Below are 20,292 nucleotides of genomic sequence, written 5' to 3'. Positions count from 1 at the left end.
AAGAGCTTCCGCAAACTGAACGCACCACAGCTTGTCGGAAAAGTAGCGCGCGGGACGAAGTATGACAATGGCAAAGAGATGAGGGTCGCCGCCTAGTATCTTTTTACACACCTATTGACAACGGCTCGGATCGCCTGCGGTCCCTTGTCTCCATCCTTAATCTCGAACTGGACCAGGTCCCCTTCGGCAAGCGACTTAAAACCATCGGAGAGAATCGAACTATAATGAACAAAAACATCAACGCTGCTGCCCTCGCGCTCAATGAACCCAAAGCCCTTTTGATTGTTGAACCACTTCACCTTTCCTGTCGTCATCGCCCAGCCTCCTTTTCGAATTCGACAGGCCGCCTGTTGTGCAACCAGCACGGCTGCCGATCAGGGCGGGACATTAAATAACCACGCCGGTCATTGTCAAGGGAAAATTTCCTAGATTTAGGAAGAATCGAGTCATGGGCACCAATCGCAAATTGGCCGGGACACCGATCCAACGGCAGCCACTTTTTCCAAATTGTTACCTGAGAAAATGTCGAGAACTATCCTAAAAACCACAGATAAATCTTTTTATATTGACTTAGGCATATTTTTTCATTATATTTAGCGTAGTTAGAAAGACCCGTAACAACCCATGGCGATTTACACCACGCTCACTAAAAAGGACATTAGCGGAATCGTTGAAGAGTTCGCATTGGGCGATCTTGTGGCCTTTTCCGGCGTTAAGAATGGTTCAGTCAACACCCACTATCTCATCGAAACCAAGCGCGGGCGTTTCTTTGCGAAGATTGATGAGGTGAAAAGCGAAGTCGAAGTAAAGCAAGAGCTTGATCTGTTGTTTCATTTGAGAAAACAGAGTTTTCCATGCCTGCAACCCCTGAAAAGCAAAAGCGGCCGACTCTACATGACCTTCGAAGGAAAATGTCTGACCGTCAGCCGGTTTGTCGAAGGGACAGAGATCGCGGTTGAGGCGCTCACCAATGCTCAACTGAACGCGCTTGGACACACCTTAGCCAACCTGCACCTGATCGGTCGCACCTACAAGAAAGGCATCGACAACCGGTTCGGGTTTAGCCGAATAACCGCCATCTATCGTGATGTCCGCCGGCAGTTGCCGACTCATCTTAAGCATATCATTCGCGTACTCGACGACGAGTTCGTTTATCTGGAGAATTATCTCGACAACAATCTGCCGAAGGGCATCATCCACGGTGACCTGTTCCCCGACAATGTCAAATTCAAGGGTGGGCGGCTTACCGGCGTGATGGATTTCGAGGCGGCCTGCCGCGGCAAATTGATCTACGATTTGGCAACCGCAGTCAACGCACTATGCTATATTGACGAGCGCTATCGAATCGATCGTTTCGAGGCGTTGATTGCCGGCTATGAAAGCCTGCGTCCGCTTTCCTTGCCGGAATGGGACTCTTTCCCCAACGAACTGCGTTTCTCCGCGTTGCGCTTTACGGTGACGCGGATCAAAGATTTTTTCCTGCGCAAGCTCGACGAGAACCAGCGGGTTTACAAAGATTACAAGGAATTTTACGACCGCCTGTCGATCCTGCGGCGCGAAAAAAACGGCGGCATGGAAGACATTCTGCTGGCTATGGCAACCGGCTACGACTACCGGAAATACCAAAAATCCAAGACTCTAAAGTAGGCCTCATCCAAGCATCAATCCCGCTGCGCCGCGAGCTTCTCTATTTTAAAAGCGCTGTCGCGCCGTATCAGCCCCACTAAAGAAAACAGAGTTAACGCGGCGCCGGCCAGACAAAACAATTTGCCGCCGGCGGCAACCACGTAGTAAAAATTCAACTTCACTTTTGCCGCGTTGTATTTCTCGCGATCGGCATTGATGCGCCGCAGCACTTCTTGATTTTTCTGATGATCGAGCTCACGGAAATGTCGGTAGGAATCCTCCAAGCCGGTGCGCGCAGTCTTGTGAATGATGCCGTGAAAGCGATTGGTTTCATGGGCTCCGACGCCCCAGTTCGCCGCGCCCAGTATTAACAACACCGCACCGGCGAGGAACGGCCGGCTGGAGTAGAGATCGCGCAGCGTCATGGTACGACTTGGGTAACAGAATATCGCGCTGGCGTCAATTTGCCGTCGGCTCGTTCGCGGCCCCCGAATTGATCTCGCCTATGAACTAGCTTAGGATGTTGTGGTATGAGCTCCTTCGTTATCGGCGACATCCACGGTTGTCTATCCGAGCTCAGCTACTTAATCGAAGATCTGCCGCTAGCGAGCGGCGATCGCTTGGTCTTCCTCGGCGACTATATCGACCGCGGCCCCGATTCCAAGGGCGTCATCTCCTACCTATTGGATCTGCAACGTGAAAATAGCTACGACTTGGTTTTTCTCAAAGGCAACCACGAAGACATGCTGCTTTCCTATCTTGGCTTCGGCGGCAATCACGGCGACGTTTTTCTAGCCAACGGCGGCAAGCCAACGCTCGAGAGCTACGGCGTGCCGAGCGCGGTCGATGACTTCCGCGAGCTCACCATGCGCATGCCGAAGGAGCACCTGCAGTTCTACCGGGAGCTAAAAAGTTTCTATGTGATGGGCTCCTATTTTTGCGTGCATGCCGGCATCCATCCGGCAATACTGCTCGAAGCTCAAAGCGAAACGGAAATGCTCTGGATCCGCAATCAATTCATCTACCGCTCACATCGCCTCCCCTATACCGTGTTGTTCGGCCACACGCCGCAGAACGAAGTTTTCTTCGACTTGCCCTACAAGATCGGCCTAGACACAGGTTTGGTGTATGGCAATTTATTGAGCTGTCTAGATACCGACGCGAAAATCCTGTATCAAATAAAGCGAGGCAAAAAATCGGTGAAGCAAAGTTCCATTGCTAAGAAATGGGAAAGCCGCCCGCCGCTTTGGACTCCTTGATCTTTTTGCCAACCCAACGTACCTTACGCCACGTGGCGGTGTAGCTCAGTTGGTCAGAGCACGCGGCTCATATCCGCGGCGTCGACAGTTCGACTCTGTCCACCGCCACCAATTTTTTCTCTTAAAAATCCAAGACTTTCGAGGACTTTCGCAGCTTCTCGGATTTTTTCCAAGTTGGCCAGATCGAGCATCTTTTGGCCTTTGACGGCCTTTGATTGGCCTCCAGATTGGCCTCCAGGGTTTTTAACGGCGTGCCGCCTGCTTGGAGGACACCGTAGTAGCAAACAACGTAGTACGGTGAATTGGGCAAGCAGAGACCGACGTTCACGCCTTGCTGGACACCTAAAATTTGAAATCCTTTGGCCGCTCGCGCTGCCAGTTCGCCGATTTTTTTGTAGGTAAACCTTTTGCCGAGAAAGCTCACGGCCCGGTGGTCGGGGTAAGCCCGGATTGACTCAAGGAGCAAGGTTTGCAGGGGCGCCGGGGCAATTTCGAGGCGCCAACTAATCCCCTTTGGGTACGAGACTTCCCACGGATAGCATTCACCCGCCGTCCCACCGCGTTGGACCCTACCCTTTATTCTTTGCAACAGTCGTTGAATCGAACTTTTGACTGAAGTCCACCATTGAGGACTCATGATAACACCCCATTACACGCTAGCACCGGGTGCGAGTAGTTCCAGGTAGAAAATAAAATTTTCTACGTTGACATCCTGCAATAGCGTGCACAGAATTTATTTTGAACCTGGTATTATTTCTTCAGGCTCTAGAAGCGCGCGACCTGCAGTGGCCGGCGGCTTGTGGGGCTTAAGCACTCGGGCAAAAGCCTAGTCAGCCAGCTTAAGAGCAACCGTATGAGTGCGAAGGTTCTCCAGTTTCTTCAGCGGTTCGAAGGTGAATTCGATCTTACCTGGACCCATGCATTCGCGATTATTAGAAAATGGCGCTGGCGGATCTTCACCCTGTCTTTGATCGCGACCGTTGGCGTCGAGGTCCGCACGGCCGCGGTTCAAAGCTGGTTATTTACGCATGTCAACTCATGGCTGGTCTACGAAGTCGTCTCCGGCCCGAGCTCGCGGGTGGCTTTTCCACGCGGGGGTCCGCTCGACGGTCGACGCGGCTACAATCGCATACCCAAATTCATTCAACGTCTGGAGAAAGCCAATTATCGGATCACCGAACAGGTTCGCGCTTCGCGGGCTTTGTCATGGCTGATCTCCTTAGGCATCGCGCCACCGGTGCGGGAATCGACGACGGCCGGACTCAAGATCCGCAGCGCTGACGGCAAGCCGCTGTATGACTTTGGAGAACGAGACCGCGGGCGTCATTTTGAAACGTTTGAAGCCGTACCACCGTTGCTCGTCAACACGCTGCTCTTTATTGAGAACCGTGAGCTAGAGGGACAACATCAAGCCAATGGCCATCCGGCGATCGAATGGAGCCGACTTGCCAAAGCGCTCCTCTCTTATTCGGGCGGCAAGCTCGGTCTGCCGACGCCGCCTGAGGGGGGTAGCACGCTTGCCGTTCAACTGGAAAAGTTTCGCCATTCTCCGGCTGGACGCACCGGCTCGCCGACAGAAAAATTGCGTCAACTGGTTGCTGCAAGCCTTAAAGCCTACCGCGATGGCCCGGATACCACCGAAGAACGACGCGCCATCGTGCTCGACTACTTGAACACATTGCCTCTCGCCGCCGCACCAGGCTACGGAGAGGTTTATGGGCTAGGCGAAGCATTGCAGGCCTGGTTCGGTTTGGAGCTGGAGGATGTGCGCCAAGCACTCACGAGCGCAGCAGATCAGGGCTCCCAAGTCCATGCTTATAAACATACGCTCGCGTTGTTGCTGGCGACGCGCGCGCCGACGGCTCTGCTAGTGAAAAATCATGCCGCGCTGGAACGCAAGACCGATCAATATACACGGCTGCTGGCAAAAGCGGGAGTTATTAGCAACGCTCTTGCCGAGGCGCTGGTGAAACAACCACTGGTCTTTGCCGACACCGCGTCACCACAACCAGTCCCCCTGTACAGCCGCGACAAGGGTACCGCCATCGCGCGCGATCGGCTGGCCAAGCAACTCGGCGTCGGCAATCTTTATGATCTCGACCGTCTTGACCTTGAAGTCGAAACTACGCTTGACGCCAAAATGCAAACGAAGGTGGCGAACCTGTTACGGGCGCTGGGCGATGTCAAATTCACTCATGCTCAGGGACTCGACCAAAGGCAAATGTTGGAAAACAGCGATCCCCGTAAGGTTATCTACACATTTCTCCTGCTGGAGCGTGGCGCGCAGGCCAATTTGATCCGCGTGCAGGCTGATAACGCCAATAGGCCGTTAGATTTCAATCAGGGCATCAAGTTAGAACTCGGTAGCACGGCGAAACTCCGCACGTTGATCCACTATCTGGAAGTCGTCGCCCAGCTGCATCACGAATTGTCCTCTCTCAATCCTGTCAGTTTGGCTGCGCACGCCACCAGCGCCGGCGACCCAATCACCCAATGGGCAGCGAAAAGTTTGCTCGAAAACCCAGGCCAGAGCTTGAACCAGATGCTCGCCGCCGTGATGGACCGGCGCTATTCGGCCAGTCCCTATGAAAGCTTTTTCACCGGCGGTGGGGTTCACTCATTCAACAACTTCGATCCGGCGGACAATAGCCGGATCACGCCGCTGCGCGAAGGGTTCCAACGCTCGGTCAATCTCGTGTTTATTCGCCTGATGCGCGATTTGGTGCGCTATCACCGTGCCCATCTCGGCTACGATGCGGACGCGATCTTGAGCGACGTGCATCACCCTCTGCGAAAGCAGATGCTCGACGAGATCGTTGTAAAAGAGGAACAGGCCACCCTGCGACGGGCATACAAAAGCTTTTACGGGCTCTCGCAAAAAGATTTGATCGCTCGTTTGCTGCCGCAGCGAGACGCCTCGCCGCGCCATCTGGCGATCCTCTATTTTGCCTGGCAGCGTGGCAATGACGAGGACGGGCTGGCTGCCTGGCTAAGACAATTTATAAAAGGCCTCACTCCCGAAGATATCCATAAACTGTTTAAGGCCTACAGCAACCCGCGTTTGAACCTCGCGGACTACGCCTATCTGCTGGCGCGCCATCCGCTCGATCTGTGGAGCGCGGCGCAATTCTTCGATCGACCGAATCTCACTTGGGACGAGCTGTGGAATCGCAGCGCCGAGGCGCGCCGCGCTAGTTCTGCCTGGCTTTTCAAAACGCGCAACCGTGGCGCGCAGGATTTGCGCTTGCGTATCCGCATCGAAGCCGACGCTTTTGCTCGCATGACACCAGCCTGGCAGCGATTGGGCTTTCCTTTCGCCCATCTCGTTCCGTCGCTCGCCACGGCGATTGGCAATTCATCGGACAAGCCGATCGCGCTGGCCGAACTGATGGGGATTATCGTCCACGATGGCCTCCGTCGCGCGACCATAGACATAAACTCGCTGCGGTTTGCCGCAGGCACCGCCTATGAAACAGTGCTCGCGCCGAATTCATGGCGCGATGAACGAGTGATAGATCCGGCGGTAGCACGCACTGTGCGCGAGGTGCTCAAGGAAGTTGTTGACCTCGGCACTGCCAAACGCATCGCCGGTGCATTCCTTGCTGCAGACGATACGCCACTTCGGGTTGGTGGCAAAACGGGATCGGGCGATAACCGTTTCGAAACGTTCAATCGGTATGGCGGGGTTACTTCGTCGCGTGCAACCAGCCGCACGGCCGCGTTTGTTTTTTACCTGGGCGAGCGCTACTTCGGCGTCATTACCGCCTCGGTCTCAGGCCCCGAAGCAGCGCACTACCATTTTACCAGCGCTCTACCGGTATCCGTGTTGAAGCTCCTGGCACCGGCTATTAACACGCGGCTGCAATCGGAACCCCGTGTCAACGCCTACCGGGCTAACCCGCCTAACGCATCCCTTATCCCCAAGAATAAACCCTATAGCCGCTAACCGAGATGAGATCGTTCTCCTGGCCGGCGCCCGCACTCCCTTTGGCAAATTCGGCGGCGCGCCTGGTCATGAATACTAACCATGCGTCGCGGAATCTTTCAGATACTCGTTTCGACTCTGTAACCTTTTTCATTTTGCTTTCCTTCCGTTGAGTTGATTCGTCCTAAAGTCCTTTCTTCAGCATTTCGTCGATCTTTTCTTCTTTGGTTTTCTCGTTTTGCGGCAGGGCCGGTGGCGGCTGCGCAAGCGAAGAATCTACTGCATGCAACCGCGCGAAAAAGCAGATCCTTCGCTTGCGCTCAGGATGACAAACCCGGGAATTTTGCGCATTACGACACAGTCCCGAAACGGGGGAAGGAACTTTTCTGAGGATCGTGGCTGCCGCGCATTGTCGGCTTGGGAAAAGCGACCGAGCTGGTTTACTTCGGCGACACCATCGACGCCCAAGAAGCGCACCGCATCGGTTTGGCCAACCGCGTCGTTCCTGGCGATAGCTTGATGGAAGAAGCCCACAAATGGGCTGCGCGTTTGAAAGACGGTCCGCAGTACGCGATTGGCGTGACTAAAGAATTGCTCGAATACGAAGGCAACGTCGATTTAGAAACCGCGCTGGAAATGGAAGCCGCAGCGCAGGCGCGCTGCATGGAGACGGCGGATTTTATCGAGGGCTACAACGCGTTTATTGAAAAGCGCCCGCTGCGGTTTAACCGCTGATTTCGGAGATGCAAACATTCACCACGAAGACACGAAGAGCGCGAGGGGCAGAAAAGCAAATAATTTTATAAAAGTCCTTTTTCCGAACTTCGTGTCCTTCGTGTCTTCGTGGTGAGAAACTAGTATCCGATTCCAGTGCCCCGGAGGCGATCATGGACAAAGACATCCATGTTAGAAATTTAGAAAAACGCGACATACCGGCCATCGTCGACATGGAAGAGCGCCAAACCGGCGTGGCGCGGCCGCACTACTGGGAGAAACGCATCGAGATGTCCGAAGCGATTCGTCCGCACTGGCCTTCGCTAGTGGCCGAGATCGACAATCGCGTCGTTGGCTTTATCTTAGGCCGGACGGGCGAGCTCGAATTCGGCCTGCCCGGCACGGTCGCGTGGATCGAAATGATCGGCGTCGATCCGGTCTTTCGCTGCCGTGGCGTCGCCCAAGAACTGGTCCAAAAATTCACAGAATCCGCGGAAGACCACGGCATTCGCACGATTTTTACTCTGATCACAAGCAACCAGAGCGCGATGCAGCATTTCTTCGACCGTCTGGGCTTCGTTCACGGCAAGATGCTACACTACCAAAAAGAGATTGCCTCGGACTAGACAAGCATCGTGGCTCTGGGTCCGCATTTTGCTCCGGCACCCTATCAAGACTTACCCTGCGCCGGCAGTTCCCCTCTGTCCACGCCACCCAATTTTCCACCTGCGGCTCAAAATTTTCCAATCCATTCGGCTCGGCCGTAGCGCTGCTTCACGTATTGTCCAACCGTACTGGGATTGAACCGCTCGGCTGGCGCGAGCGCTTGCCACGCGTGTTTGAGCGCCGCGCACAACTCGTGTCGACCCAGCGGAATGTTTCTGACGAAATCTTTGTGGCCGCGGGCGCGGCGATAATGCGGCTGTCGGGAAGGCATCGGCAAGAGCGCCTCGATCAGCGCCACGTCGAACCCCAAGAGAAACGTCCCATGAAACAGCGTGAAGTTGCGGCTACGATATTGCGCGTTGCCGGAGAACTTCACACCGTCAACAGCAAGATCGCTGATACCGGCGATCTGAACCTCCTGTCCCAACAGTCTGGCCACTGCGTCGCGGTGGCGTTCCAAGACAAAATGGAACGACGCGATAATGTCGAGGGTGTCGCCTAATTGGTGATTGGCCATGACGAGGGCGTAATTGAGACAACCCGGCCCCTGGACCACCGTGCCGCCGCCGCTAAAACGGCGCAAAACCGGCACGCCCCGCGTTTTGCATTTTTCGACGTGAACTTCGGCATTCAACTTGTTAGAATAACCGAGTACGATGAAATGGTTCGGCGACTCCCAGAAGCGTAGCGCGCCCGGTTCCTCCTCGTGGTTCTCGCAAAAATGCAGCAACGCTTCATCGCAAGCGAGATTTTCCTCGGGTGACGGCAGTGTGAGGTCGAGATATTTCATTCGATTTTGTTGCTTTTGCAGATGATTTATTGTCTCCTACGAAACCAGGAGAGAGTCTAGATGGAAATTGACGACAAGAACACCCCCAACGGTGTTAATGCCAATGGCCAGCGTGATGCCAAAGGACTCCGCTCCGAAAAGCATAGATGGATTGAGTCGCTCGAATACACCCTGGAATACATCCTCAAGAATGAGCAAGCCGAACAAGCGACGATCTTAGTCGACGAGTTGATCGAGCGGCTACGCGAGTCCGGCCTCAAGATACCGTTCACGGTCAACACCCCCTACGTCAATACAATACCGCCGGAAAAGGAGCCCGCGTTTCCGGGCAACCGCGAGATCGAACGACGGATCAAGAGCTACGTGCGCTGGAACGCCATGGCCATGGTGGTCAAGGCCAACCGTTTGCACCCGGATATTGGCGGTCACATTTCCACCTTCGCCTCCTCGGCGACGCTCTACGAAGTCGCGCAAAATCATTTCTTTCGCGGCGGCGACAATGGGCAGTTGGCCGATATGATCTATTTTCAAGGGCATGCGTCGCCCGGCATCTACTCGCGCGCCTACGTGGAATGGCGCATCAACGCGCCCAAGCTGCATCATTTCCGTCAAGAATTATCGCAGGTCGGCGGCCTGCCTTCTTATCCTCATCCCTATTTGCTGCCGGATTTTTGGCAGTTTCCCTCGGTGTCGATGGGGCTTGCGCCCATCATGTCCATCTATCAGGCACGCTTTTCGCGCTACATGCAGGCGCGCGGCTTGATCAGCGGCGAGGAGCCAAAGATTTGGTGCTTCTGCGGCGACGGCGAAATGGACGAGCCGGAGGCATCGGGCGCGCTTTCTCTGGCCGGCCGGGAAAACCTCGACAATCTTGTCTGGGTGGTCAATTGCAATCTGCAGCGGCTCGACGGCCCGGTGCGCGGCAACGGCAAAATCATTCAAGAACTGGAATCGCTTTTTCGCGGCGCCGGTTGGAACGTAATAAAAGTCATCTGGGGTTCGGATTGGGATCCGCTCTTGGCCGCCGACGACAGCGGCCTCTTGCTCAAGCGCATGGAAGAAGCCGTCGACGGCGACTATCAAAAATATTCCGTCGAGCCCGGCAGCTACACGCGCAAGCACTTCTTCGGCAAATATCCCGAGCTGCGCGAGTTGGCCAACAAGCTCAGCGACGATCAGATTCGCAAACTCTTGCGCGGCGGCCACGATCCGAAAAAAGTCTATACTGCCTACAAAGCCGCCGTCGAACATCGCGGTGCGCCAACCGTCATTCTAGCGAAAACAGTTAAAGGCTACGGCATGGGCGAAGCCGGCGAGGGGCGCAATATCACCCACCAGCAAAAGAAAATGAATGAGCGCGAGCTGCGCGAGTTTCGCACCCGCTTCGATGTGCCGCTGCCCGACGAGGAAGTGGTCGAAACCCCCTTCTACCGGCCGCCGCTCGATAGCGAGGAAACCCAGTATTTGTTAGCGCGACGCAAGAAACTCGGCGGCTTTGTGCCCTCGCGCAAAGTCAAAGCCGCACCTTTGACGGTCCCCTCGGCCGATGAATATGCCGAGTTCCTCAAAGGCTCCGGCGATCATGCCATGTCGACGACCATGGCGACCGTGCGGCTGCTCACCAAGCTCCTGCGCCATGAACAGATCGGCAAGCGCATCGTGCCGATCATCCCCGACGAGGCACGCACCTTTGGCATGGACTCGCTGTTTCGCCAGTTCGGCATTTATTCGTCTAAAGGCCAGCTCTACGAGCCGGTGGACAGCGACGCGTTGCTCTTCTACAACGAAACCAAAGACGGACAGATTCTCGAAGAGGGCATTACCGAAGCGGGAGCGACGTCGTCGCTCATCGCGGCCGGCACCGCCTACGCCAACCTCGGCGTTAACATGATTCCGTTTTACTTTTACTACTCGATGTTCGGCTTCCAACGCATCGGCGACTTGGTCTGGGCGGCTGCTGACAGCAAGGCCAAAGGTTTTGTCCTCGGCGCCACGGCGGGCCGCACGACGCTCAACGGCGAAGGGCTGCAGCATCAAGACGGCCACAGCCATCTGCTCGCGAGCACGATTCCTACACTCTATACCTACGACGCCGCATTCGGCTATGAGATCGCCGTGATCATTCAAGACGGCCTCCGCCGCATGTACGCCGAGAACGAAGAACATTTTTATTATCTAACGCTCTACAACGAAAACTATCCGATGCCAGCGATGCCCGAAGGTGCCGAAGAGGGCATCCTCAGAGGGCTCTACAAAGTCAAGGCAGCGAACAAGGGCAAAAAATACAAAGTGCATCTGCTCGGCAGCGGGCCGATATTACGCGAAGCGCTACAGGCCCAAGAGCTCTTGGCGGAGCAATTCGACGTCAGCGCCGATGTTTGGAGCGCCACGAGTTATAAGCTCCTGCGCGGCGAGGCGCTCAACGCTAAGCGCTGGAACATGCTCCATCCGACGGCGCCACCAAAGATATCCTATCTTGAAGCGACGCTGCAGAAACAAGAGGGTGTCTTCGTCGCGGTCTCCGATTATATGAAAGCGGTGCCCGATCAGATCGCGCCGTGGGTGCCCGGCGGCTTGATGACTCTCGGCACCGACGGCTTCGGACGCAGCGATACGCGGGCCAACTTGCGCCGCTTCTTTGAAGTGGACGCGCCGCTAACAACCATCGCGGCGCTCTATGCGCTCTACCAAAAAGAAGCCTTTCCTGCCCACGTCGTCGACGAAGCGATTCGCAAGCTCGGCGTCGACCCGGAAAAGCCCTTTCCATTTTACGTGTAACTTCATAAAGGACTATGCGGCAATTTTTCCATGGATGTTAAGCTTCCGCAGCTCGCAGAAAACGTCGAAGGCGGCGTGATCGTCAACATCCTGGTCAAAGAAGGCCAGGAAGTAAAGAAAGACCAGCCGATCTTGGAGCTCGAAACCCAAAAAGCGGTGGGCTCCATTCCCGCGCCCGCCAGCGGCGTTGTCAGCAAAATCTACGTCAAGGAAGGCATGGAGGTGAGCGTCGGCCAGTTGCTGATCTCCATTGGCAATGACGGCGCCGCAGCGGCTGCGCCGACACAGAGCGCCACGGCGCCGGCCCAAGCCCCGGCCTTAAGTCCGATGCCTGCGCCAGCGCCCCCGGAGCGCCGCGATCACGCGCCCGCCGCGTTCGACTCCTATCGCCACGAGTCCAAGAGCGGTGCGGCGCCGCCGGCGGCGCCGTCGCTGCGCAAACTCAGCCGCGACCTCGGCATCGATTTGACCCGTGTGCGCGGCAGCGAATCCGGCGGCCGCATCGTCCTGGAAGACATCCGCGCCTACATCGAGCGGCTGCAACAGCTCGCCTTTCAAGGCGGCGCCCCGTTGCAAGCGCCCATGGCGGCGCCGGCGGCGCCGGTGGCGCGCCCCAGCGAAGCGCCCGATTTCAGTAAGTGGGGACCGGTCCGGCGTGAGAAGATGACGGCGCTGCGGCGCACGGTCAGTCAACGCATGGCCGAGTCGTGGACGGCCATCCCTAAGATCGATCAGTTCGACGATGTCGACATCACCGATCTCTTGGCGCTGCGCAAAAAGCACGCTCCAGCCTACGAGAAAAAGGATGCGCGGCTAACGATTACTACATTTCTGATAAAGGCCATCGCGGCGGCGCTCAAAAAACATCCGAAAGCCAACGCCAGCATCGACGAAGCCGCCCAAGAAATCGTCTTGAAGGACTACTGCCACATTGGCGTGGCGGTGGATACCGAGGCCGGCCTGATCGTGCCGGTGCTGCGCAACGTCGATCAGAAAAATCTTTTGGATATATCTCTAGAGTTGGCGCAGTTGAGCGACAAGGCGCGCCAGCGCAAGATCTCCCTGGAAGAGCTCCAGGGCGGAACCTTTACCATCTCGAATCAGGGCAGCATCGGCGGCAGCCACTTCACGCCGATCATTTACGCGCCCCAGGTGGCGATACTGGGAGTTGGCCAAGGATCGCAGAAACCGGTCGTCGTCGATGGAAAAATCGCCATTCGCACCTTGCTGCCGCTGTGCCTTTCCTACGACCACCGCGTGCTCGACGGCGCCGATGCGGTGCGCTTTTTGAAAGACATTCTCGCCAACCTGCTGTCGTTCTCCGATGCCGACGTGAAACTCAAGTAAGCATGGAACCGATCACCACTGAAATCGTTGTGCTGGGCGCCGGCCCAGGCGGCTACACCGCCGCTTTTTACGCCGCCGATCGCGGTAAGAAAGTTGTTCTGGTTGAACAGAGTGCGCGGCTGGGCGGCGTCTGCTTGAACGTTGGCTGCATTCCATCAAAGGCGCTGCTGCATGCCACCGAGATCATCCGCGAAATGAAGGACTCAGCCGCCCGCGGCATCGAGCTCGGCACACCGCAAATCAATCTAGATCGGCTGCGCAGTTGGAAGGACTCGATTCTGGAGAAGCTCGGCCAGGGCATCAAGACCCTGGGCGAGAAGCGCAATGTCCAGCTGATCCAAGGCCGCGGCCATTTTGAAGATTCACAAACCTTGCGAGTGGAGACCAAGGAAGGCCAGCAATTTATCAAGTACGACAAGGCGATCATCGCCGTCGGTTCCAAGCCGGCCATGCCGTCGGCGTTCGATCTTGGCAACCGCCGTGTCATGACCTCCAGCGAAGCGCTGGACGTCCCCGAGGTCCCGGAAAATCTTTTGGTCATTGGCGGCGGCTATATCGGCATGGAGCTCGGCACGGTCTACGCGACGCTGGGCAGCAGCGTGGTCGTGCTCGAAGCCCTGCCGTCGATCTTGACCGGCGTCGACGCCGATCTGGCGCGCCCGGTGATGCGCTACGCGCAGAAGAATTTCAAAGAGGTGCGCGTCAACACCAAAGTCACCAAGATGGCCACGGTTGGCAAGCAGATTAAAGTCACGATGCAAATCGACAAAGAGAGTCGCGACGAGCTTTACGATCGCGTCTTAGTCAGCGTCGGGCGCGTGCCGAACTACGTCGACATTGGCCTGGACAACACCCGGATAACCAAAGACGACAAGGGTTTCATCAAAACCAACGCCCAGCAGCAAACCGAAGATCCCAACATCTACGCCATTGGCGACATCAACGGCGGCACGCTGCTCGCCCACCGCGCGAGCCGCGAGGGACGCATCGCGGTGGATGCGATTCTCGGCGAGCCGAGTGCCTTCGAAAACATCGTGGTGCCGGCGGTTGTTTACACCGACCCCGAGATCGCCTGGTGCGGCCTCACCGAAAGCGAAGCCAAACAAAAAAATATCGAAATCAAAGTGGCCAAGTTTCTCTGGGGCGCCTCGGGCCGCGCGCTCACGTTGGACCGGCCCGACGGTTTGACCAAGCTGATCATCGAACCGGAAAGCGAGCGCATGTTAGGTGTCGGCATCGTCGGCCACGGCGCCGGCGAATTGATCAGCGAAGGGGTGCTGGCCGTCGAGATGGGCGCCACCGCCCGCGACCTCGCCGAGTCGGTGCATCCGCACCCCACCCTGTCCGAGACCTTGATGGAAGCGGCCGAATCTTTTTACGGCACCGCCACCCACACACTGTCAGCGCGCCGGAGTAGCCCGGATGCGAAGTAGTCGATTGCGAGTCCTGCGGGCGCACCGCTGAACGACCTGGACGGCATGCGCCCGCGGCTTTTTCTCATCGACGGCAACTCCTACATCTTTCGCGCCTTCTTCGCTCTGCCCCAGGTCTACAGCGCCGCGGGGTTGCCGACCAACGCGGTCTTTGGTTTCATCAATACCGTCATTGATTTGCTCAAACAGCACCGTCCCGACTACCTGGTCGTCACCCTCGATGCCGATCGGCGCAACTTCCGCCACCAATTATTTTCTGATTACAAGGCCAACCGCAGTGAGCCGCCGGCAGAGCTCACGGCGCAGCTCCCCTATGTACGAAAAGTCTTGCAGAACCTGGGCATCCCGCTAATCGAGTATGCCGGCTATGAAGCGGACGACATCATCGCAACCCTCTGCCGCATCTGTGCGGACGAATGCGACTGCGTGGTCGTGTCGAGCGACAAAGACCTCATGCAGCTCGTTAATGATCAGATCCAATTATTCGATTGCGCAAAGAATCGTTGGATCGGCCCCACGGAAGTCAGAAAAAAGTTTGGCGTCGCCCCCGAACAGGTCGTGGAAGTGATGGGGTTGACCGGCGATCCGGTGGACAATATTCCGGGCGTCTCCGGTATCGGCCCGAAGACCGCCGGCACCTTGATCGGCCACTTCATGACGCTCGAAGACCTCTTCGACGGTTTGGCAGAGGTCGAACGGCTGCGCCTGCGCGGCGCCCATCGCATTCGCGAACTGCTTGAGGAAGGCAAAGAACAGGCCTTTCTCAGCCGGCGCTTGGCCACCGCCAAAGCCGACGTCCCGATCCACATGGGTGTCGACGACCTGCTATGTCGGGCTCCCGATTGGAGTTGTGCCGAGCCGCTCTTCAACGAGCTGGGCTTTGCCAATCTCTTGCTGCTGCTGCAACACCAGCGACTCTGGTGAGGGCGGCGGCCTTGACTATTCACGGCGAAAAGAAACCATGCGAGATCGCGCGATCGAGGTGGAACCCTGTAGGAGCGAAGGCATGAGCGCAGACTTTTCGGTTAGCTTAGTCGATGCTTGGCACCACCACCTGCGCTCTTTTGCAAATTGTCGCAAAGCAGGGCGACCGTCCGGTCGCCACCGCAAGCGGCGTCGAAGCCATGCCCTGTTGCCTTCGCTCCGGAAGGGTTCCACCTCGATCGCGCCACGTCGCGAATAATTCCACTCTAGAGGCGCGATTTCGCACCGATTTTAGGTGGTTGGCTTGCGCCGAAAACTGTGACACATTCGCCTTGGCAGTACCTTTTATCCCAGGCATAGATCGAAGAAATTTTTTCGAGGGCGCCTTTTGATTAACCAAGCGAGACTCAAGAATCTGTTGATCGAGTTGATCAAAATCGACAGCCTGTCGCGCAAGGAGCGCGATGTCGCGATGCGCCTCAAGCGCGACATGGAAGAGCTCGGCGCCACGGTCACCATCGATGACGCCGGCGAAAAAGTTGGCGGCAACGTCGGTAACTTGATCGCGCATTTCCCCGGCAACAATCCCCACGCGCGTCCCCTGCTGCTGTCGGCCCACATGGACACCGTCGTACCAGGCGAAGGCGTCAAGCCGATCCTGGACGGCGATATTCTGCGCAGCGACGGCACCACCGTGCTCGGCGGCGACGACAAGAGCGGCGTGGCGATCATCTGCGAAGTGCTGCGGGTGATGATTGAAAACAAACTCCCCTGCGGCGCCATCGACGTGGTGTTTACCATCTGCGAAGAGCTGGGTCTGAACGGCGCCAAGCACTTGGACGTCAGCCGGCTGCGCGCGCGCACCGGCCTGGTTTTGGACAGCGACTCGGTGGGCTTTCTATTTACGAAAGCGCCGGCGGCCAACCGCATGGAGTTTCGCGTCTATGGCCTTGAAGCCCACGCCGGCGTCTGCCCCGAAAAAGGTATCAACGCCATCAAAGTTGCCGCCGAAGGCATCGCGCAAATGAAGCTTGGGCGCATCGATCACGAGACCACCGCCAACCTCGGCGTGGTCGAAGGCGGCCTGGCGGTCAACATCGTGCCCAACACCGTGGTGCTGAAAGGCGAAGCGCGCAGCCACAGCAGCGAGAAGCTGCAGGCGCAGACGGATCATATGCGCCATTGTCTCGAAGCCGCCGCGGCGCGCCACAGCTTGGCGCTAGACGGCAAAAACCATCAGGCGCGCGTCGAGGCGAAAGTCGAGCGCGACTACGATCGCATGGACGTGCCGGACGGCGCGCCGATCGTTCAGCTGGTCAAAGCCGCGGCGAAAAATTTGAACGTCAACATTGAAACCACCGCCACCGGCGGCGGCTGCGACGCCAACGTGCTCAACCAGAGGGGCCTCGAAGTGGCGAATCTGGCCACCGGCATGCGGGCGATCCACACCGTCAACGAATGGCTCGATTTGAAAGACCTTTACTTGTCGGCACAGATGGTTTTGGAAACCGTCAAGCTCAACGCGACGTCGCAAACTTCGCGCTGAGGCTGACGACCATTTGCCTCTCCGCCACAGAACTTTCCATGGATTGCAGCGATGCAGGGTGAAGAGATCGGCAGACTCCTAAAGCAGGAGCGCGGGCAGTTTCTTGATTTCTTGAGCGCCTTCGAGTTCCGCAAGAACGCCTCCCAGAAAAAACATCCGGACGATCTAGCGCGGGAGATCGCCCGCGTGCTTTCCGGCATGGCCAATGCCGACGGCGGCGCGTTGCTAGTGGGCGTCGAGCCCGACAAGACCATCACCGGCATTCCGCACGAAGGCGACGAGCTGCAAACCCTTATCCACGCCTCACAGACGCTCCTCACCCCGCCGTTGGTGCCGGCCTGGGATAAAATCCATCTCGGCAACCTGCTTTTGCTCAAGTTCGAAGTCACGGCTGCGTTGGAAGCCCATCGCGTCACCGCCGGTCGCTCCTATTATCGCATCGCAACGGAAACCCCGTCCCTGCCCACCGAGCAGGTGCAGAGCCTCAAAGAATCGAAGCGCCACGTCGCCTACGAGCGGCAGCAGCCGGCCGACGCGCGCTGGGCAGACCTCGACCCGACAGTGGTTGAATATTTCACACAAAAAACTAACGAGCTGCGCGAGCCGCAGGTGGCCCTCAGCCAGTCCTATCATCTGCTCGACAACTCGCGCGGCCAAGCGGCACCCAATTTGGCCGCGCTCCTGTTGTTCGGCAAAGAGCCCACCCGCTGGCATCCGCGCTGCGGCATCGACTTCGTCAAATACGAAGGCACCGCGCGCCAATACGGCGCCAGTCACAACGTGGTCAAAAGGATCCGCTTCGACGCGCCTTTGGTCAGGCTGATCGACGAAGCGGTCGGCCGCATTCGCGAACATGTGCGCGAGCGCACGATTCTCCATGACCTGTTTTTTCGCGAGCGGCTGGAGTATCCGACCTTCGCTTGGCAGGAAGCGCTGGTCAACGCCGTGGCGCACCGCGACTACGCTATCTCCGGCGCGTCGATTGAAGTCTGGATGTTCGACGACCGCATCGAAGTGCGCAGCCCCGGGCCGCCGCCGCCGCCGGTCACCCTGGAACAACTGCAACAACATCGCAGCGTGCATTTTTCGCGTAATCCATTAACGGTCCGCGTGCTCGCCGAGCTCGGCTACCTGCGCGAAATGGGCGAAGGCATACCGCGCATATTCGATGAAATGGAGCACTCGGGCCTGCGCCCGCCGGAATTTGCCATCGAAGGCTTTCTCTTCGTCGTCACCCTGCGCAACACACCGATCTACGACGAAGACACGCTGCGCTGGTTGAGCCAGTTTCGCCCCAACGAGATCAGCTTTCGCCAGCGCCGCCTGCTCGCCTACGCCTACTGCCACGGCAAAACCTTCTCCACGGCAGAGTATGAGCGCATCGCCGAGGTCGACCGCGACACCGCCTACCGTGAGATTAAAAACATGGTGAAGAACGGTTTAGTGGCGCCGCTCAAACCGAAGAGCCGGAGCTACAAAATCATCGAGCGGCTCTAGTCGCGCCCATGGACTTTTCCCAACTCAGCGGTTTGATCGGCGCCCACGCTGAAGCACGCATCATCCACGCCGCCGTCGATCTCGGCATCTTCGATGGCCTCGCTGGCAAACAACTCACCGTCGAGCAACTTGCGGCCGCCCTACGCACGGACGCGGCGGCCAGCGAACTTTTGCTCAACAGTCTCGTGGCGCTGCGGCTCTTGGAAAAGACTGAGAATCTTTATTCGCTCAGCGCGACGGCGGAAAAATATCTCGTTGGCAGCTCGCCTCACTCCTTGTGCGGTATGATCCGCTTTGAATCGTCAACCTGGGACTGCTGGAGTAAACTCGCCGACTCCGTGCGCAGCGGCAAACCGGCGCGCGTACCGAACATGTACCAGGACGACGCACAGGCCACCGCGATTTTCATCGAAGCGATGGACTCGCTGGTCAAAGCCCGCGGCGACGCGGCGGTCCTGGCGCAGGCGCTTGACTGGCAAAAGGTGACCTCGCTCCTCGACATCGGCTCCGGCCCAGCCACCTACCCAATTCATTTGTGCCGCGCATTCCCGCTGCTGCGCGCGACCCTCTACGATCTGCCTGGAACCCTGAAAATCACCGAGCGCTTTGTCCGCGCGGCTGAGCTAACAGACCGCATCGAGCTGGTCGCCGGCGATTATCGCAGCGACCCGATCCCGGGAAATTACGACGTCATTTTCCTGTCGAACATTATCCACGGCGAGAATGGCAACAAGAACGCCGCTCTCATGAGCAAGCTCGCGGAGAATCTGCATCCGCGCGGCCGGATCGTCATCAAAGACCATATACTTGACGACACCCGTGCCCATCCGCCAGTGGGCGCGATTTTTAGCATGCTGATGCTGCTCACCACCGACGGCGGGCGCTGCTACAGTTTCGATGAAATCAAAATCTGGATGGAGCAAGCCGGATTGACCAAGGTCGAGCAAATCGATCTGCCGCCGCCCATGACCTCATCTCTCGTCATCGCGCACAAGTGATTTAACTCAGCAGTGTGCTAAACTAAATTGCAAATAATTCTCGGGACGTGATTGATCACGCCCATACCGAAAGGCGGGTCCGCACCATTAACGAAGAAGAACAAAAAGCCAAGCAGCAAGCGGTGATCGAAAACCTCAAACCCGCTTGCATCTGCAACAAGATCCGCAAAGGCACCGTGTTGAAAGCGATCCAAGCCGGCGCCAAGGACTTTGCCCAAGTGAGCAAGCGCACCGGCGTCGGCACCGGTCCCTGCGGCGGCCGGCGCTGCGGCTCCCTGGTGCGCGGCCTGCTCGGCGAGCCGACGACGCTTTGCGCCGACTGCACCTGGCCCGTCTTGGTGGGCCAACCGTGCCCGCGCTGCGAGTACGCGCGCATGGGTGGCTAAAATGGTCATCCGTTACGCGACTCTTCTATTAACGCTTACCGGCGTGCTCGCGTTGATTCTCGGCCTGCTATTTTGGACCGGCAACGCCTTGCATCTCATCTCCATGCACATGCTTTTGGGCATCATCGCCGTGGTCGCGCTGTGGGTCGGCGGCTTCGCCCAGGCGCTTGGCGGCGGCAGTTGGCCGCTGGCGATCATCGCGTTCATCATCGGCCTAGCAACCCTCTTCCTTGGCATACATCAAATGACGCTGATGGTCGGCCCCAACCATTGGATCATTGAGGTCGTTCACCTGATCCTCGGCCTACTCACCATCGGCTTTGGCCACATGTGCGCGAAGCGCAATGCAAAATCAAAAATGAAAAACTAAAAAAGCCGGACCGCTTCGCGCAATGTTTTTAAT

At 57.4% G+C, this 20,292-nt stretch carries 18 protein-coding genes and 1 tRNA gene; 15 read left to right on the top strand and 4 right to left on the bottom strand.

The window, feature by feature from the left end; genetic code table 11:
* Window positions 1-92: 92 nt before the first annotated feature.
* Window positions 93-314: a cold shock domain-containing protein gene (locus FJ145_20125; GenBank protein ID MBM4263719.1), complete on the bottom strand. Its 222-nt coding sequence runs from the start codon at window positions 312-314 to the stop codon at window positions 93-95.
* A gap of 310 nt (window positions 315-624) precedes the next feature.
* On the opposite strand from FJ145_20125, the gene FJ145_20120 reads away from it, so the two are divergent.
* Window positions 625-1,647 carry a homoserine kinase gene (locus tag FJ145_20120; GenBank protein ID MBM4263718.1) on the top strand — a complete coding sequence of 341 codons (1,023 nt, stop codon included), beginning with the start codon at window positions 625-627 and terminating at the stop codon, window positions 1,645-1,647.
* Between the two features lie 14 nt (window positions 1,648-1,661).
* On the opposite strand, the gene FJ145_20115 is transcribed toward FJ145_20120, so the two are convergent.
* Window positions 1,662-2,051, bottom strand: a complete 390-nt coding sequence (locus tag FJ145_20115) for a hypothetical protein (protein MBM4263717.1) — start codon at window positions 2,049-2,051, stop codon at window positions 1,662-1,664.
* A 105-nt stretch (window positions 2,052-2,156) separates the two neighbouring features.
* Here FJ145_20115 and FJ145_20110 point away from each other — a divergent pair, with 105 nt between their 5' ends.
* Together FJ145_20110 and FJ145_20105 are read left to right on the top strand one after the other, a co-directional pair.
* A complete protein-coding gene (locus FJ145_20110; protein MBM4263716.1) occupies window positions 2,157-2,885 on the top strand; it encodes a serine/threonine protein phosphatase in 729 nt (242 codons plus the stop codon).
* A 34-nt stretch (window positions 2,886-2,919) separates the two neighbouring features.
* Window positions 2,920-2,996: transfer RNA gene (locus FJ145_20105), tRNA-Met, on the top strand.
* A 10-nt stretch (window positions 2,997-3,006) separates the two neighbouring features.
* On the opposite strand, the gene FJ145_20100 is transcribed toward FJ145_20105, so the two are convergent.
* Window positions 3,007-3,522, bottom strand: coding sequence for a long-chain fatty acid--CoA ligase (locus FJ145_20100; GenBank protein ID MBM4263715.1), 516 nt, complete (start codon window positions 3,520-3,522; stop codon window positions 3,007-3,009).
* Window positions 3,523-3,738: 216 nt separating this feature from the next.
* Between FJ145_20100 and FJ145_20095 the strand changes: the two genes are divergently transcribed.
* The 3 genes from FJ145_20095 (at window position 3,739) to FJ145_20085 (ending at window position 8,150) form a co-directional block, all read left to right on the top strand.
* Window positions 3,739-6,831 (top strand): hypothetical protein, encoded by a 3,093-nt coding sequence (locus tag FJ145_20095; protein ID MBM4263714.1) that lies wholly within the window; start codon window positions 3,739-3,741, stop codon window positions 6,829-6,831.
* 378 nt (window positions 6,832-7,209) lie between these two features.
* Complete coding sequence (locus tag FJ145_20090; protein ID MBM4263713.1) at window positions 7,210-7,545, top strand: hypothetical protein; 336 nt, start codon at window positions 7,210-7,212, stop codon at window positions 7,543-7,545.
* Between the two features lie 152 nt (window positions 7,546-7,697).
* Window positions 7,698-8,150, top strand: a complete 453-nt coding sequence (locus tag FJ145_20085) for a GNAT family N-acetyltransferase (GenBank protein MBM4263712.1) — start codon at window positions 7,698-7,700, stop codon at window positions 8,148-8,150.
* A gap of 107 nt (window positions 8,151-8,257) precedes the next feature.
* Here FJ145_20085 and FJ145_20080 read toward each other — a convergent pair whose 3' ends face one another.
* Window positions 8,258-8,980 (bottom strand): lipoate--protein ligase family protein, encoded by a 723-nt coding sequence (locus FJ145_20080; protein MBM4263711.1) that lies wholly within the window; start codon window positions 8,978-8,980, stop codon window positions 8,258-8,260.
* 60 nt (window positions 8,981-9,040) lie between these two features.
* On the opposite strand from FJ145_20080, the gene aceE reads away from it, so the two are divergent.
* From aceE to FJ145_20035, 9 genes are all read left to right on the top strand, one after another.
* Complete coding sequence (gene aceE, locus FJ145_20075; protein ID MBM4263710.1) at window positions 9,041-11,758, top strand: pyruvate dehydrogenase (acetyl-transferring), homodimeric type; 2,718 nt, start codon at window positions 9,041-9,043, stop codon at window positions 11,756-11,758.
* A 30-nt stretch (window positions 11,759-11,788) separates the two neighbouring features.
* A complete protein-coding gene (locus FJ145_20070; protein ID MBM4263709.1) occupies window positions 11,789-13,105 on the top strand; it encodes a 2-oxo acid dehydrogenase subunit E2 in 1,317 nt (438 codons plus the stop codon).
* A 2-nt stretch (window positions 13,106-13,107) separates the two neighbouring features.
* Window positions 13,108-14,538 carry a dihydrolipoyl dehydrogenase gene (lpdA, locus tag FJ145_20065; protein ID MBM4263708.1) on the top strand — a complete coding sequence of 477 codons (1,431 nt, stop codon included), beginning with the start codon at window positions 13,108-13,110 and terminating at the stop codon, window positions 14,536-14,538.
* A 45-nt stretch (window positions 14,539-14,583) separates the two neighbouring features.
* Window positions 14,584-15,462, top strand: coding sequence for a hypothetical protein (locus FJ145_20060; protein ID MBM4263707.1), 879 nt, complete (start codon window positions 14,584-14,586; stop codon window positions 15,460-15,462).
* 325 nt (window positions 15,463-15,787) lie between these two features.
* Entirely contained in the window at window positions 15,788-17,008 is a 1,221-nt protein-coding gene (locus tag FJ145_20055) for a M20/M25/M40 family metallo-hydrolase (protein ID MBM4263706.1), read from the top strand.
* Between the two features lie 51 nt (window positions 17,009-17,059).
* Window positions 17,060-18,505 carry a hypothetical protein gene (locus FJ145_20050; protein MBM4263705.1) on the top strand — a complete coding sequence of 482 codons (1,446 nt, stop codon included), beginning with the start codon at window positions 17,060-17,062 and terminating at the stop codon, window positions 18,503-18,505.
* A gap of 8 nt (window positions 18,506-18,513) precedes the next feature.
* The gene (locus FJ145_20045; GenBank protein MBM4263704.1) at window positions 18,514-19,503 is read left to right on the top strand and encodes a hypothetical protein; all 990 of its coding nucleotides are present in this window, start codon (window positions 18,514-18,516) and stop codon (window positions 19,501-19,503) included.
* A gap of 26 nt (window positions 19,504-19,529) precedes the next feature.
* Window positions 19,530-19,889, top strand: a complete 360-nt coding sequence (locus FJ145_20040; GenBank protein ID MBM4263703.1) for a hypothetical protein — start codon at window positions 19,530-19,532, stop codon at window positions 19,887-19,889.
* A gap of 1 nt (window position 19,890) precedes the next feature.
* Window positions 19,891-20,259, top strand: a complete 369-nt coding sequence (locus tag FJ145_20035; GenBank protein MBM4263702.1) for a hypothetical protein — start codon at window positions 19,891-19,893, stop codon at window positions 20,257-20,259.
* The last annotated feature ends 33 nt before the right edge of the window (window positions 20,260-20,292 follow it).

The sequence above is a fragment of the Deltaproteobacteria bacterium genome (assembly GCA_016874755.1).
Lineage (GTDB): Bacteria > Desulfobacterota > Binatia > UBA9968 > UBA9968 > DP-20.
Note: the sequence above shows the minus strand (reverse complement) of the source record. Positions and strands in the feature narration are given on the sequence as shown.